This window comes from Sphingobacterium sp. Lzh-3 (genome assembly GCF_046764375.1).
Classification (GTDB): Bacteria; Bacteroidota; Bacteroidia; order Sphingobacteriales; family Sphingobacteriaceae; genus Sphingobacterium.
Map to the genome: position 1 here is coordinate 5,107,594 of NZ_CP177226.1, position 13,194 is coordinate 5,120,787.

At 37.8% G+C, this 13,194-nt stretch carries 13 protein-coding genes; 5 read left to right on the top strand and 8 right to left on the bottom strand.

Going from position 1 to position 13,194, the window contains the following annotated elements:
* Nucleotides 1-17 precede the first annotated feature (17 nt).
* The 5 genes from ACLCDV_RS21565 to ACLCDV_RS21585 form a co-directional block, all read right to left on the bottom strand.
* Nucleotides 18-941, bottom strand: a complete 924-nt coding sequence (locus ACLCDV_RS21565; protein ID WP_411972216.1) for a hypothetical protein — start codon at nucleotides 939-941, stop codon at nucleotides 18-20.
* Between the two features lie 69 nt (nucleotides 942-1,010).
* Nucleotides 1,011-2,165: a thiol-activated cytolysin family protein gene (locus ACLCDV_RS21570; RefSeq protein ID WP_411972217.1), complete on the bottom strand. Its 1,155-nt coding sequence runs from the start codon at nucleotides 2,163-2,165 to the stop codon at nucleotides 1,011-1,013.
* A gap of 21 nt (nucleotides 2,166-2,186) precedes the next feature.
* On the bottom strand, nucleotides 2,187-3,374 hold the full coding sequence (locus ACLCDV_RS21575) for a thiol-activated cytolysin family protein (RefSeq protein WP_411972218.1): 1,188 nt from the start codon (nucleotides 3,372-3,374) through the stop codon (nucleotides 2,187-2,189).
* Nucleotides 3,375-3,905: 531 nt separating this feature from the next.
* A complete protein-coding gene (locus ACLCDV_RS21580) occupies nucleotides 3,906-4,937 on the bottom strand; it encodes a glycoside hydrolase family 18 protein (RefSeq protein WP_411972219.1) in 1,032 nt (343 codons plus the stop codon).
* 87 nt (nucleotides 4,938-5,024) lie between these two features.
* Entirely contained in the window at nucleotides 5,025-6,218 is a 1,194-nt protein-coding gene (locus ACLCDV_RS21585; RefSeq protein WP_411972220.1) for a DUF5009 domain-containing protein, read from the bottom strand.
* A gap of 453 nt (nucleotides 6,219-6,671) precedes the next feature.
* On the opposite strand from ACLCDV_RS21585, the gene ACLCDV_RS21590 reads away from it, so the two are divergent.
* From ACLCDV_RS21590 to ACLCDV_RS21600, 3 genes are all read left to right on the top strand, one after another.
* Nucleotides 6,672-7,715, top strand: a complete 1,044-nt coding sequence (locus tag ACLCDV_RS21590; protein ID WP_411972221.1) for a hypothetical protein — start codon at nucleotides 6,672-6,674, stop codon at nucleotides 7,713-7,715.
* A 12-nt stretch (nucleotides 7,716-7,727) separates the two neighbouring features.
* The gene (locus ACLCDV_RS21595; RefSeq protein WP_075994058.1) at nucleotides 7,728-8,231 is read left to right on the top strand and encodes a GNAT family N-acetyltransferase; all 504 of its coding nucleotides are present in this window, start codon (nucleotides 7,728-7,730) and stop codon (nucleotides 8,229-8,231) included.
* Between the two features lie 84 nt (nucleotides 8,232-8,315).
* Entirely contained in the window at nucleotides 8,316-8,759 is a 444-nt protein-coding gene (locus ACLCDV_RS21600; RefSeq protein ID WP_411972222.1) for a hypothetical protein, read from the top strand.
* Between the two features lie 61 nt (nucleotides 8,760-8,820).
* Here the strand turns inward: ACLCDV_RS21600 and ACLCDV_RS21605 are convergent, their stop codons facing one another.
* Together ACLCDV_RS21605 and ACLCDV_RS21610 are read right to left on the bottom strand one after the other, a co-directional pair.
* On the bottom strand, nucleotides 8,821-9,639 hold the full coding sequence (locus ACLCDV_RS21605; RefSeq protein WP_411972223.1) for a universal stress protein: 819 nt from the start codon (nucleotides 9,637-9,639) through the stop codon (nucleotides 8,821-8,823).
* 117 nt (nucleotides 9,640-9,756) lie between these two features.
* Complete coding sequence (locus ACLCDV_RS21610) at nucleotides 9,757-10,644, bottom strand: sugar phosphate isomerase/epimerase family protein (RefSeq protein ID WP_411972224.1); 888 nt, start codon at nucleotides 10,642-10,644, stop codon at nucleotides 9,757-9,759.
* Nucleotides 10,645-10,923: 279 nt separating this feature from the next.
* Here ACLCDV_RS21610 and ACLCDV_RS21615 point away from each other — a divergent pair, with 279 nt between their 5' ends.
* Together ACLCDV_RS21615 and ACLCDV_RS21620 are read left to right on the top strand one after the other, a co-directional pair.
* A complete protein-coding gene (locus ACLCDV_RS21615) occupies nucleotides 10,924-11,106 on the top strand; it encodes a hypothetical protein (RefSeq protein ID WP_088162842.1) in 183 nt (60 codons plus the stop codon).
* Nucleotides 11,107-11,584: 478 nt separating this feature from the next.
* Entirely contained in the window at nucleotides 11,585-12,058 is a 474-nt protein-coding gene (locus ACLCDV_RS21620) for a helix-turn-helix domain-containing protein (RefSeq protein WP_411972225.1), read from the top strand.
* A 9-nt stretch (nucleotides 12,059-12,067) separates the two neighbouring features.
* Here the strand turns inward: ACLCDV_RS21620 and ACLCDV_RS21625 are convergent, their stop codons facing one another.
* Nucleotides 12,068-13,123 (bottom strand): fatty acid desaturase, encoded by a 1,056-nt coding sequence (locus tag ACLCDV_RS21625; RefSeq protein WP_411972226.1) that lies wholly within the window; start codon nucleotides 13,121-13,123, stop codon nucleotides 12,068-12,070.
* Nucleotides 13,124-13,194: the final 71 nt, after the last annotated feature.

Sequence of the window (13,194 nt, forward strand, 5' to 3'; positions counted from 1 at the left end):
TTCTATTTATTTGGAGATTAACTACCAAGTGGCATTCCGTTACTTATTGCCCATTTTCGGTTTCTCTTCTCTTTTAACTGCCCCTTTTCATCATAGATATTATAACCAGCACTTACCACATTATTCTGAATATTGTAATCGGTAATTTTCACAGAATAATCTGCCGGAATATTATTTGTCTCCTTTAGGTTATCTCGCCAGATCACAACCTGCTTTCCTGCCCATTTGTCCTCTATACTGGTGACTATTTGCATCCGACCCACGTAGCCGTCATTTAAGAACAACATATATTCATAGTTGTTAATCGGGATATTCCATAAATTACCAGAAGGATAGTAAGCATCAGAAGCATCAATATCCTTGGTATAACGAATGGAAAAATCTCGCTCATAACAGACCAACTGCGTACCGCGCTGTCCCAACCCCATATATCCCCCGCCTCTATTGAGGTCTTTATCCGTGCCCTCCCGGACCAACAACGAATTACCATACCACTGAACCAAAGAATAAGGAAAAGTTACATAAGCCCAATCCAGAGGCTCTTCTACCTTATACTTTTTGGTATAAAACTTTTTGCTGTCAAGATCAATATTCGCCAAAAGCTGGATGTATTTGTTCCTAGTCTCTAGATCATCAAGCACTATTTCCAATGATAAGGTGGCTTGATCTCTGTTAATAAACCTGTTTGGAGCAACCAAATCAACAATCAAATTACGCATGTCCTTAGGTATTTCAGTAGAATCAATTGTCGGGCAAACTTCTGAAAAAATGGTCTTCCCATCCTTATTATCGACCCTAATCTCTAATGTATTGTCCAACGTATTTACCACATAGTATTGGTTCCCCGTACTATCTGTTTTAGCTTCGGTCCTCCATTTTTCATTTTTCTTCACAGGAACATCTGGAGTATCTTTTTTACATGAAAATAAGAAGTATGCCATTAGTAAACATACACTTAAAATCCCTAAACTCTTTTGTCTATATGTTGTATTCATCATCATAAAATATATTTAATGGTCAATTCTAAACGTCGTTTTAAATGGCGAGTTATCTTTTAGATATTTTGCAGTATAGTAAATAGGCACACCTGGATCACTCGCTGTAAATGTACCTACGTTCTGTGCAATAAAATCAGATACACCATCAGGACTTGGATTGATCAATAACTGGATCACATTATTGCCGATGGTACTACCCAACAAATAAATAGTTATTCGACAACTGGCAAATAGATTCGTTTCTTCCTGTGTATATGATTCCGTAGTTTTTTTAAGAATCTTCTTCACCATCTTCTGAAAAGCACTTCTCATTTCGGAACTATTGTTGTTAGATTCAAGTACCAATAATCCAAACCTACCATAAGTTACAGAATTAATATATACCGGAGAAATTCCATCAAATACATTGGCAGGAATAGAAGCCATATCAATCAACTCATTAGCAGCAGGATCAGACATTGTATACGTAAAATTTTCCACCGTATAACTGGCCATGAACTTAGTGGAATAGTAGGTTCCGCTTGAATAAGAATCGAAATTTGTATTAGTCGAAGAAAATAGTTTATGCTGATTTACATTATAGCCAAATGCATATTTCACTTCCTCATATTTTGAAAATGCAGAAAAATAGTCTGAGTAATTAAGTATCGTATTCCCTGAAAAATCAGGTGCTAAAAGTGCATTGCGTAAAAATATCCGGCTATTTGAAAGACTTGGAATGGAGATGGTACCAATTGATAAACTGGAAGGAAATGATAATTGGACACTGATCGGTGCAGTTTGATACCCGGAAAAGGTTTCAAATTGATCCGATGCTATTGACGCTGCCTTTAAAAGTGAGCCGGGATAAATGTAACTTAGATTCCCTGGTGTTACGACCATCTCGTCAGATTCATAAAATGAGCTTGTTCCCGACCCATTTGTCCATACACTATCCCGAAGATGTATCATTCCGGCAGTTTTCTTGCGGTCAAATACTGTTTTGATGTCTTTATTTTTATTCCTCAGATCAACAATATCCAATGGTGCAATACGAAGTGTGCTAAAATATTCCGAGAGCAGTTTCCCATCGCCTTTTTCAGTAGGCGATGGGGTTTGAATTTCTTCTTTTTTACATCCTATAAATGAAAGAAGGAAAAAAATGGCTATGATTATTTTGACTCTCATACCAAATAAAATTTAAATGACCTAATTGGCAATATTAATCTTGAACTGATTCCTAAAGGTGGAAAAATCATCGAGATAATTTAAAGAGTAATAAAGAATATCCCCTGGACTATCTTTTGTAAAGCCACCATTTGCCGCCAAAACCTCTGCAAAACCTGTTAGACCGGTTGTTATTGCCTTAACGATACTCTTTCCATCAGCTCCGATAATATACACTTTCATCCGCGAATTATTTATTATAGTTTTCTGCGCATTAGTTAGTCGCAAGTTCAATGCTGCCGAAAATGATGGACCTAGACTGTCAGTCGACGAGACGTTTAACATTTCTGCGGATAATGTTAGCGCGACATTAAGTGTTTTTTTGACCGCGTTGTAAGAGGAATCTGACTCCATGATAAAAATCCCCTTTCTTCCGTAAGTTACCGAACTGACAATTACAGGTCTGATCCCATTGAAAATAGAGTAGTCAAAATTGCTCTTGAGAAAAGGCTCATAAATTGGAGGTTCGATAGCGATGGAAAAGTTCTCTTGCGTAAATTCAGCCCTTACGATTGTTGTAGCAGTTGAATTTTCAAGGGTATCCAGATAATTAACAGTTAAAATTTTAGCAAGATTCAGATTTGCTCCAAAAGACTTTTTTAGTTCCTCGGTCTTTCTAAATTGACTCTGCTCATAAGTAAACGATTGGATCTGGTTTCCTGCTGCCGAACTCAATGCAGCACGTAGATAACTAAGATCTTGTATTTTCGAAGGTATTACAGTCCTATAAATACTGTCAGTAGGGAAATTGGCGTACATGGTAATTGGGTTTCTATAAGTTATTGGTACGAAAACCGGATTCACATTGTCTACATCAATTGCCGTCTCCCCCTTTAGAATAGCACCCAGATATAATTTTCTTCTCGTTTCTTCAAGAACAGCCGGAATATCGGTAGTTTCATAGAATGAAGTTTTTCCTGCATTATTGGGCCAAATACTGTCCCTTAGAAATGTAAGGGAATTTTGTTTGCCTTTTTTTGAGAAGCCTTGTATTCCGGCCGTATCAAAACTTGAAAGATTTATCTCAGTAGGTTTAAATGTGTAAGTTTTCAGACCTTTCAGTCCAGAGTTGGGCTCAATGGTTCCTCCCGGAACGAGATCTTTGGAACAGGAAGTGATTAAAACCACAAATGTTGCTATTAAAGCAATACAATTTAGTTTCTTTTTCATAATCGGTAATATATAAAGTTTAAAATTGGACAATTCATACCCAAACTTTCCCCTTCTTCTTTTATAATATCACCGAATATATCTCCTCTAATGATATACAGTTGGAACAAAAAGCAGTAATTTAAAGTACTTTCATTTCGAATTATAAAAGGTCTTCTTTCCCTAATTATTGATAATTCTAAACCTTATTTTATTAATTACCAAATTAACTCGACGAACGGGATTTCAACCAATACAAACATACCGATTGACACGATGAAAAATTTTCTGATTTCATAAATATATTTCGTCAACATCTTTATTTATCATAAACAAGTAAAAATCAGTAAGCCACTGATCAGTCAGATAGAGGGCTACAGTACTGCATAGCGCAATATTAACAGTTGGTAGCCAAATAATAACATATCACCATCTATGACAGATGGATATGGCTGCTATCGAAATGAGCGGGCTGGACTGATAAACGACATTATAAAACATCTAATAAAAAACCACAAACAAAAAAGCCTAACTCACGTTAGGCTTTTTTGTTTATTCTAGAATACCTTTGTAGACGGCATCGCGTAAGACGCCTCCTGCTGTATCTCCCGCGTATTCCCAGTACATCGCACCGCGTAGTCCTGTCCTGTGTACATAATCGCATTTAAGTGCAATCGATTCTGGCGTTTCATAAGTCAGTACAAAATCCCCTTTATCGTTGACAAGATAATGCGCTTTAGCCTCATCGTCCCATTTCTGCTCAAAGCCCTGAAGTGAAAGCAGATCTTTATAATCGATAAAACCCTTGACTTCAGTTTTATTGCCCCGACCATAGAATGGAATTCCCAGCACCAATTTTTCAACAGGCATACCGCCCTCGATGTGGGCCTTAACGGCCTCCACACAAGTTGTATGTCCAGATAAAGGTGAACGGTGCAAACTCGCGTGATGATAAGGCGGATGACCCGAATCATAAGTCATGATATTGACAAAATCCACATCATTCTTAATCTTGTCAAAAGCAATATACTTACCGTTCGCAACAGAAGCCAAAGTCAACAGTTTCTTCTTACCAATAGCCTTGCGGATATCGTGCATGAGCAAGGTGAAATTCTCCGTATCCGCTAAAGAAGACGAGATCCCTGCAGAAGAATTCGTTGGATATTCCCAGTCAATATCAATACCATCAAGATTAAACGCCTTCATCACACGCCAGCAGTCTTTGGCAAACTTTTGCCGATTAGATTCATTAGCAGCCATTTCGCTAAACCGACCGCTTCCCCAGCCGCCAACGGACAGCAATACCTTTAAATGTGGATGTGCTTTCTTAAGATCCGTAATAGCCTTCAATCTAGATTCATTATCTATACGTAGGCCGTCAAAGCTATCGCTGACATGTGCAAAGGCATAATTGATATGCGTCAGATAAGTCGGATCAGGCATCACTTTAGACCATGAAGTGACATAGGCGATAACAACTTTTTTGTTTTTCGCTCGTGCACAACTTACACTAGGATACAACAATAAAGTCAATAACAGAACAGTGAAGGTCTGACTAAATATTGATTTCAATTTACATTCCATAATAGCTTCTTTATTTTATTTTTAGATGATAGTGATCGTTCTAATATATAATCCGTAAAGCATCCACATTTGATGCTTACTCGCTAACTAAAGTTTCAGATAAATATGTAGCTTCTTTAGCAAGATTGCATACCACAACATGGCTAAAGCCCAAAGCAATGAACCGGCAATAGCTAAGCTCATATAATCCGATTGTTTATAAAAGAATAGTGATAGATGAAAACCCCAACAGACAAAGTAGATCAGATCAGGAGCAAGATACGTCGTTAATGAGTTCTTTCCGGCCTCCTCAAACAATCCTATCCCGCGATGGTAGCCTTTCACATCAATGAAATAATAAAGTGGTATCAAAAGCAATACGCTAATCCCGCAACAAACCAATGCCCAACTTGGCGTACCATGGATTTTGGATAAAATAAACCAAAAACGCAATACAAAACCTGCAACTAGCCAAATCAAACCAATAACCAGCAAAAAACGCAACAATACCCTTGGATTTGCCGCATAACGTTTCATAAGCATCCCTATGATTGTTCCAGACAACACAATACAGGGTATATTCCCAGCTAGAAGAACATGTAAATATCTTCCGATACCAGGGAATTCAACTTTAAATCCCATTTGGCTCAGCATATTGAGTACCAAAAACACCAACCAACCACATACAACCACAATTATCTTTCCCCTGCTCAATAAGAAAATAGAAGCCGCGGAAAAATATCCCCATCCAATCAGCCCTAAAATCCCCCACCACCCTACTTCCAGGCCTTTTCCATCCGACGCTTTGAAAATATATAGGAGATAAATAATCCCCATAATACCAACTGCACGCAGCCCCTTATAAATGGACTGATATTGCATGTCTTTTGGATAATGATTCCAAATCAGAAAAACGAATACATATAGCAGTCCCAACCACAACAAATGTGACATCCCCGTAAGCTGTGCATCAACTCGCGAACCATTCAGTATCAATACACCAATAAGCAATAAACTTAATGTTCTGATCAGAATATGAACAAAAATGACCGTTGTCGATGAACCTATCTTTTCCCTGGCCGCAACAGCATGAGGCACTGCCATTCCAACCATAAAAAGAAATCCCGGAAATACCCAATCCGCCAATCCCATTCCATCCTCATCTGCTTCCGAATGAACCAGCCATTTAGGTACACCCGGAATAAACAAGTCATTGACAAATAACATCAAGAACAGCGTGAAACCACGCATAACATCCATTGAACGGATTCGGATTTTAGGTACAGCTTGCAATGTGTTCATAATTGATTCGTTATGTTTAAAAATTAGCTTACAGCTTAGCTACTAGCCAATCTCTTCCCTAGATCCTTCTTAGATAATTTTTTAGTGATTTTATAGCGACCGGAACTCGGTGAAAAATCCCGCTTAGAAAAGTTCCTGAATAACTAAACGAAAAGACAAGCTATTTCGCTAAGATCTATCATCAATAAGGCTGATGTCTCTTCATTGAATGATCTGAGATGAGAAAAAAATAACACTATATAGTGAAATATTTGTTCAAATTAGTGTAAATTTTATTCATAAAACACAGAAATCGTGCAATTTACCTCCGCTATCGATATAAACCAGCCAGAAGCATAACAAGAAATGTCGCACATCTATGAATTGTTACCTTTATGAAGGGTAATTGTATTGTATATAAAAAGCAATTTATCTAAGTTTGACAAATACAGATTTAATATAAAGCCGATCTTCATGAAATTCATTCTTTTTATCTGCTTGCTATTCGTAACACAAGCTATCTTTGGGCAGAATATCAGCGTCATCAATAAAGAATCCACCCTCTTTGAACTTGAAAACCCGAACGGTAAAATTGATTTTTTAGTTATTGATCCTGATCCACAAATTAAGAAACCTCTGTTTTTATTTTGTCAGGGATCGTTACCCTTGCCGCTATACTTTAATTACAAAAAAGAGGGATTAAGTCTTTTTGGAGGAGGATTAACCAACTTTAACTACCAGGATATTATTAAATCGTATCATCTCGTCGTTATTTCAATGCCAGAAACTCCTGTTATCGTCGACGAATCTCAGCTTAATGACTCTTATTGGTATTATGGTGACTCAAAAGATAAAAATATCCCGAGTATAGCGTACCAAAAAGCAGACTATCTAGAAAATTATGTAAACCGGGCCGTTGCAGTATTAGATTATCTTAGCGGACAACCATGGGTCGATAATTCACAATTAGTTGTATTCGGTCACTCTCAGGGTGGACACGTAGCCTCCAAACTAGCCTATCGCTATAAAAAAGTAAGTAAATTAGGCCTATCGGGAACTAATATATTCGGACGAATAGACCAAGATATACGACAGGCAAAACGCGATGTTCAAAAAGGAAAAATTTCCTGGCAACAAGCTGCTCAAAAAATTGAACAAACCTATGCGTTTTATAAAGATGCCAACAATCCAGAAAAATTAAAAAACAATCCCAATTTGCGTTCATGGAAGTCATTTTCGCAACCTGCTATTGACGAACTATTGGCCTTTAATAAACCGATCTATCTCGTCTTCGGTACAGAAGACATTGTATCTGAATTAAATGATTTAGTACCTCTTTATTTTATAAAAAATCAGAAAAGCAACCTCACTATAAAACGCTATTATAATCAGGACCATAATTATTTTGAAGTTCAGAACGATGGCCGGCCCGATTACAACAAGCCCCATTGGAACGAGGTAATGAATGGCTTTTTAGCTTGGGCATTAGAATCAAACCAAACAGTAAACAACAATTAAACAGTACAAACCATGAATCAATTAAAATTTCGCGACGCAGCACAACATGATTTACCACGCATAGTAGAAATATACAACTCTACAATAGCCTCCCGCATGGTTACTGCAGACACTGCCCCAGTATCTGTTGCCAGTAGACAAAAATGGTTTGACGAACATAACGCTTCGAAAAGACCCCTGTGGCTGATAGAAGATGAAAATAACCAGATACTTGGATGGGTAAGTTTTCAATCTTTCTATGGTCGTCCAGCTTATGACGCAACAGTAGAAATCAGTATCTATTTGGATGAACAGCAACGTGGTCGAGGCCTTGGTAAACAGATTCTTCAATACTGCATTGATAAAGCTCCAGATTTAGGCGTACATACCTTATTGGGATTTATCTTTGCACACAATCTTCCAAGCATTGCATTATTTGAAAAAATGGGTTTCAAGGAATGGGCTAACTTACCCAATATAGCAACCTTAGACCAGGAAGAACGTAGTCTAAAAATATTAGGCATACGAATTAAATAACAACGTGACGGCCTAAGTAGCTGTTACTAAAAATAAAATTGTTAAATTGAAGTATTAACTTGATAAGATCTATAATTCGGTAATATGAAACATTTAATCCAATTCTCCTTGATGTTGATTGCTTATATATTGGTCTTTTCCAGCCCCCTGTCGGCACAAAATCCAGACCGTACTAAAACTATCCCGATCGCAAGTGATTCGGCATATAACAAGATAATACAAGTGCTTCAGGATGGTGGTTATTTTATTGTACAGCTCGATCGGCCTTCGGGATTTATTCAAACCAGTACGTATTTTGAAAACAGTAATTTTCTAAGCAATAAAGAAGGGGAAAAATTAATATTCAACTTCCTGATCAGCCCTTTACAAGCTGAAAAATCAAAAATAGTTCTAAATATATTTTCAATACAAAGGCGCAAAGGCGGGAGCTTTGACGCACCCAATTACTATGATGAAGATAAGGGAATCGTCCGGGACAATAAAGCCTACCAGCAAATTTGGGATAAGATACTCCCCCTATTTCAATAAATACAATCAAAATAAAGCCCAGTTGATCTCAGCTCAACTGGGCTTTTATAGTGAAAAAGAATTAGATCGAGATTGTCAGCAAAGGAACATCTAGCCCCGAGGCCATCATACGAGTCTTACTTCGATGGGTCAATGAACTCCAAAAACCGTACTTATAAGGAATCATAACCAGCAGATCTGTACTGCTTTCTTTAACTTCGTCCCGGATAGCTTTTACGACCTCATTGGACGTTACGTTTTTGTAGTAATAACTTACAATTCCCATCACATCGTTGATGGTTTCCCGTGTTTCGTTTCCTTTTTCCTCATTTAGCTGCTCTACTGTCTTACGAATGTTGAGTACCTCTAGTACCGCACCAAACTCAGCCGCAAAATCTTTTACTTTTTCAAGAATCTCCTTTTGCACACCACGAACAATATCACAGGCAAAAAGAATATGCTCCAGACCCGTAAATTTTGCGCCCAGCGGAACTGAAAGGATTGGTATTTTTAATTTACTGATTGCTGCCGTGGTCGTATTACCAAGCATATCTTGATCAAAGGAACGTTTGGCCATTCCCATCACCAACAAATCGGCATTCGTCTCATGGATGCATTTTGTAATCTGGTCATAAAACAAGCCTGCTGCCAGATAAGGAATAGTCAAAACACCACTTTCGGCCGTAATAGCCTCGGCTTTACGTCGTAAAACCTTACTTTGATGTTCAAAAATCTTGAACATAGAATCGGGAGAAAGTCGAGCGTTCATCGCATGGATGGAAGGATTTTGAAGAGAAAATAAAACGAGCTCGTATTCTTTTCCTGCGAAAACTTCCATAATAAACTTTAAGGCATGTTCGGCCTCTTCAGCGTAGTCTGTGGCAACAATAATCCGTTTCATATGGTCTAATTTAATTCAATAAAAAATCCCTTTTTATTACATTCAAGTTAACGAAAAATAATAAATCTATCAAACGGAGAATTGTCTCAACTGGGTCAATTTTCTCCCGATTTTCGGCTATTTTAAGTAGCTAGCCTTTACAAAAGAAGCTTTTTTTAGATAATCAATGCTTTGTTGTAAACCGGTGTAAATATCGTTACGTGTTTCTTCCAGCTCAACAAAAATATATTGCAGGCCAGCAACTTTTGAATTGTTAAAAATTGCATCAAAACCGACCATACCACTTTGACCAATTTCACGATGGTCCTTAATGTGCAAAGCCTTGAATCTGCCGGCATATTTATTGAAATAATCAACAGGACTAACTTGTCCCATTACGGCCCAATACACATCCATCTCGAAAAATACATTCTCAGGATTTGTATGCTCTATCATATAATCGTACATTACCTTATCTTCCACTTTTCTAAACTCATGCGAGTGGTTGTGGTATCCGTATACGATTCCTTGCTGACGGCATTTCGCTCCCACAGCATCAAGGTAGCGACATTGTGTTTCCAGATCCTTAAGTGTTTTTGGCACGTCCATCCAAGGCGTAACAATATATTTCATTCCCGCCGCCTTATGAGTAGCAATACATTCGTCCCACCATTTTAGTGATTCCGTAAAATCTCCAGAAGCAAGCTCCTTGTCTGATAAAGTCTTCGTTGCGTGTGATGAAATCACTTTCATTCCAGCTTTTTCTACTTTTGCCTTAAATTCTTGTGGACTCAAGTTATATAATTTACCATCCTTGTATCCAGCGGCTTCCACTCCTGTATAACCCAATGCTGAGATCTTTTGTAGAATCTGGTCGAAATTCGGGTTTTTCCCGATTTCTTCACGTACAGAATACAACTGTAGACCAATTTCCTTTTTTGCAGCTTTCTGTTGTGCAAATGTTGGACTAAGAGCCAACATCATACATCCAGCTACCAATGTTCCAATAAGAGTTCTTCTTTTCATTTAGTGCTCAATTATTTATTACAGACTTCGTTCAACGCAAAATTATTTGTAAACGCAGCGTTTACAGGTTGTTTAGGTTTATCGCGTTAAATATAGCCGCAATGTATGCAAATACTCGAAAAAACACAATGCTTTACCGTTTTATTTATTAACATCGCGCACTCAGTGCCACAAAACAGGTCTTTTATATGAATTAAAAATTGGCCTAACTCAACGATTTGTATCCCAACAATGTTCTACTCATAAAACAAACAATTCTAATATTTAACAATTCGACTAATGGAAAATAAATATGACATCCCCGAACACAACGACCAAAAACAGGAAGAGAAGCTCCCTGAGGTTGCCATTGAAGAAAAAGATGATGAACCCGCTGGCCGAAATTTAAAACGTACGCTGATAATCGCGGTATGCGTATTAATCGTATTTTACCTGATTTATTATTTTATGAGTGGACGATAATATGCAACTCACCACAGCTCCGGCGGAACTTGACGGATTCTTGGAAACCGAAGCTGGGCAAGTCGACTTTTTTTGTCATTCACGACCTGGTAGATACCGACCATAAAATGGTCAACGTGTTGACGTTCTGACAATTTACCTTAGCTCCGGCGGAACTTGACGGATTCTTGGAAGCCGAAGCCAGGCAAATTGACGTTTTTCTCTTACAGTATCTTGTTTTTCATACCCTATGTCCTATTAAGATAGCGAACTATCCTTAAAGTTATTTACATAGGTTGGAGATATAAGGTGTGCTAGCAGTCACTCTAAAGATTCAGTTCTGGCACTCATTCAAAATCAACCTAGACTTTCATGAAATGATTCTTATCACCGATCAAAAACATCTGTTATAACAAATATAGAACAAAAAAAATTAAATGCAAATTTTTAAACAAAATAATAAACTATTTTTTGCGCAAATTGTCATTCAATTCGTTGTATGACGGATGAAGATAAAGCCCTGTTGGAAATAATTGGTTTGCGCTTCCGCGCGAAAAGAAATGATCTATATTATTCACTGCGTGATCTATCCAATCTAACGGGCATTTCAACAGGAACACTCAACGGTATAGAAAAAGGCAAGGACTTAACCCTTACAAATTTTTTGACTTTATGTCGTAGCCTGGAGATTCAACCAGCACTTTTTTTTCAGCATGACATTGCTTTCAATTCACCCTACTCTTTACCTCCGGATACACAAGAAAGAATAGACCTGAGCAAAAAACTGGATAACCTCGTCTATCATTCGGAATTCTTCCAGACGGCACGACGCGTTTCTGAGGTATTGGTCCAATTGGGAATTGACAGGAATCAAAGCAATAAATTCTCTGTTTACCTATCAAACTATTGTGAAGAAGGTGCTCTTATCTACGAACAGCATGGAAATTATAAAACTTATCGCAAAAAGGACTAAACCAAAGTCCTAAACTTCTTTGTTGGGAAGCGCACGAAAGCGGTTTGCTCTTCTAAACGTTCCCAAATCATTAAAACGCACGCCATACTTACGTAAGATTTCTTGCGCCTTCTTACGCCCAATATGCCGGACGTAAAAAGTTTCATTCACAACAAAATGATGAATGCTATGGGTCCAGCCAAAAAAGAAACAAAACAATTGCATTGGAAAAGTCCACCAAACAGTCAATACCTGCGTTTGTTCAATCACATTTCCAGCTTCCACATCACCAAAATAGTGCATGTTTGACGTGATGAAATGCAAACAAAATTGGCGCAATAAGTTGGGCAGTAGAATAACATAAATGATCCAATGCAGACTTATCAACATGTTATCCACATAGTGTGGAAAACTCAACTCCACCCCAAAAACCATTCTTAACCAATCAAATAATAAGTCTGCAAAGAAGAAATATAAGATCACATGTGCAAAAATTGTTACTGGAACAATGCTTAAAAACATAATCCGTTTGAGGTGTGAAGAGGTCTCCAATTTCAGATTCCCATTTTTCACCTCTTTGTCCATATCATTAAACATACGATGCAGCCGAAAGAGCCCGCCCAATACAACATCGGCTGTTGTTACCAAACGTTTGATAGACCACTGTTCGCCATTCGTCACACTGCGTTCCTCAACATCATGTAATGTACCCGAAAATTTATGATGATGATGATGCAAGGTCCTGCGTATCCAGGGATTAACAGTCAGTGGGCGTAATATCCATACACTAAAAAGCATAAAATGATGAATAACTTTTTGTCTTTTAAAATAAAGCCAATGAATCAGATCATGTTCGATTTCATGTAAAACACCCATAAAAAAGGCATTACTGACAATCATAAGCCAAGCCGGAACAAGAGCGCGAGACCAAGCTATCGATACAACAACAATACCCAGGATCGCTAGTGCAAATATGGCCATTCCGATACTGTCCTGACTTTTTAAGATGGGGTACATTCCTTTCAGCTGCTGATAGGAAAGATTTATTTCCCTCCTAATCTGGCTCGACTTTTCCTGATGTGTCAATTCGATGTGATTTTATCGGTAAAAATAAGGATTTTTTCGCAGACATCTAACATGTTAGGTAGAATGACCCC

Bases quoted from the DNA above. Each gene is read 5' to 3' on its own strand.
- ACLCDV_RS21565 (WP_411972216.1), bottom strand. From the start codon at position 941: ATGGCATACTTCTTATTTTCATGTAAAAAAGATACTCCAGATGTTCCT.
- ACLCDV_RS21570 (WP_411972217.1), bottom strand. From the start codon at position 2,165: ATGAGAGTCAAAATAATCATAGCCATTTTTTTCCTTCTTTCATTTATA.
- ACLCDV_RS21575 (WP_411972218.1), bottom strand. From the start codon at position 3,374: ATGAAAAAGAAACTAAATTGTATTGCTTTAATAGCAACATTTGTGGTT.
- ACLCDV_RS21580 (WP_411972219.1), bottom strand. From the start codon at position 4,937: ATGGAATGTAAATTGAAATCAATATTTAGTCAGACCTTCACTGTTCTG.
- ACLCDV_RS21585 (WP_411972220.1), bottom strand. From the start codon at position 6,218: ATGAACACATTGCAAGCTGTACCTAAAATCCGAATCCGTTCAATGGAT.
- ACLCDV_RS21590 (WP_411972221.1), top strand. From the start codon at position 6,672: ATGAAATTCATTCTTTTTATCTGCTTGCTATTCGTAACACAAGCTATC.
- ACLCDV_RS21595 (WP_075994058.1), top strand. From the start codon at position 7,728: ATGAATCAATTAAAATTTCGCGACGCAGCACAACATGATTTACCACGC.
- ACLCDV_RS21600 (WP_411972222.1), top strand. From the start codon at position 8,316: ATGAAACATTTAATCCAATTCTCCTTGATGTTGATTGCTTATATATTG.
- ACLCDV_RS21605 (WP_411972223.1), bottom strand. From the start codon at position 9,639: ATGAAACGGATTATTGTTGCCACAGACTACGCTGAAGAGGCCGAACAT.
- ACLCDV_RS21610 (WP_411972224.1), bottom strand. From the start codon at position 10,644: ATGAAAAGAAGAACTCTTATTGGAACATTGGTAGCTGGATGTATGATG.
- ACLCDV_RS21615 (WP_088162842.1), top strand. From the start codon at position 10,924: ATGGAAAATAAATATGACATCCCCGAACACAACGACCAAAAACAGGAA.
- ACLCDV_RS21620 (WP_411972225.1), top strand. From the start codon at position 11,585: ATGACGGATGAAGATAAAGCCCTGTTGGAAATAATTGGTTTGCGCTTC.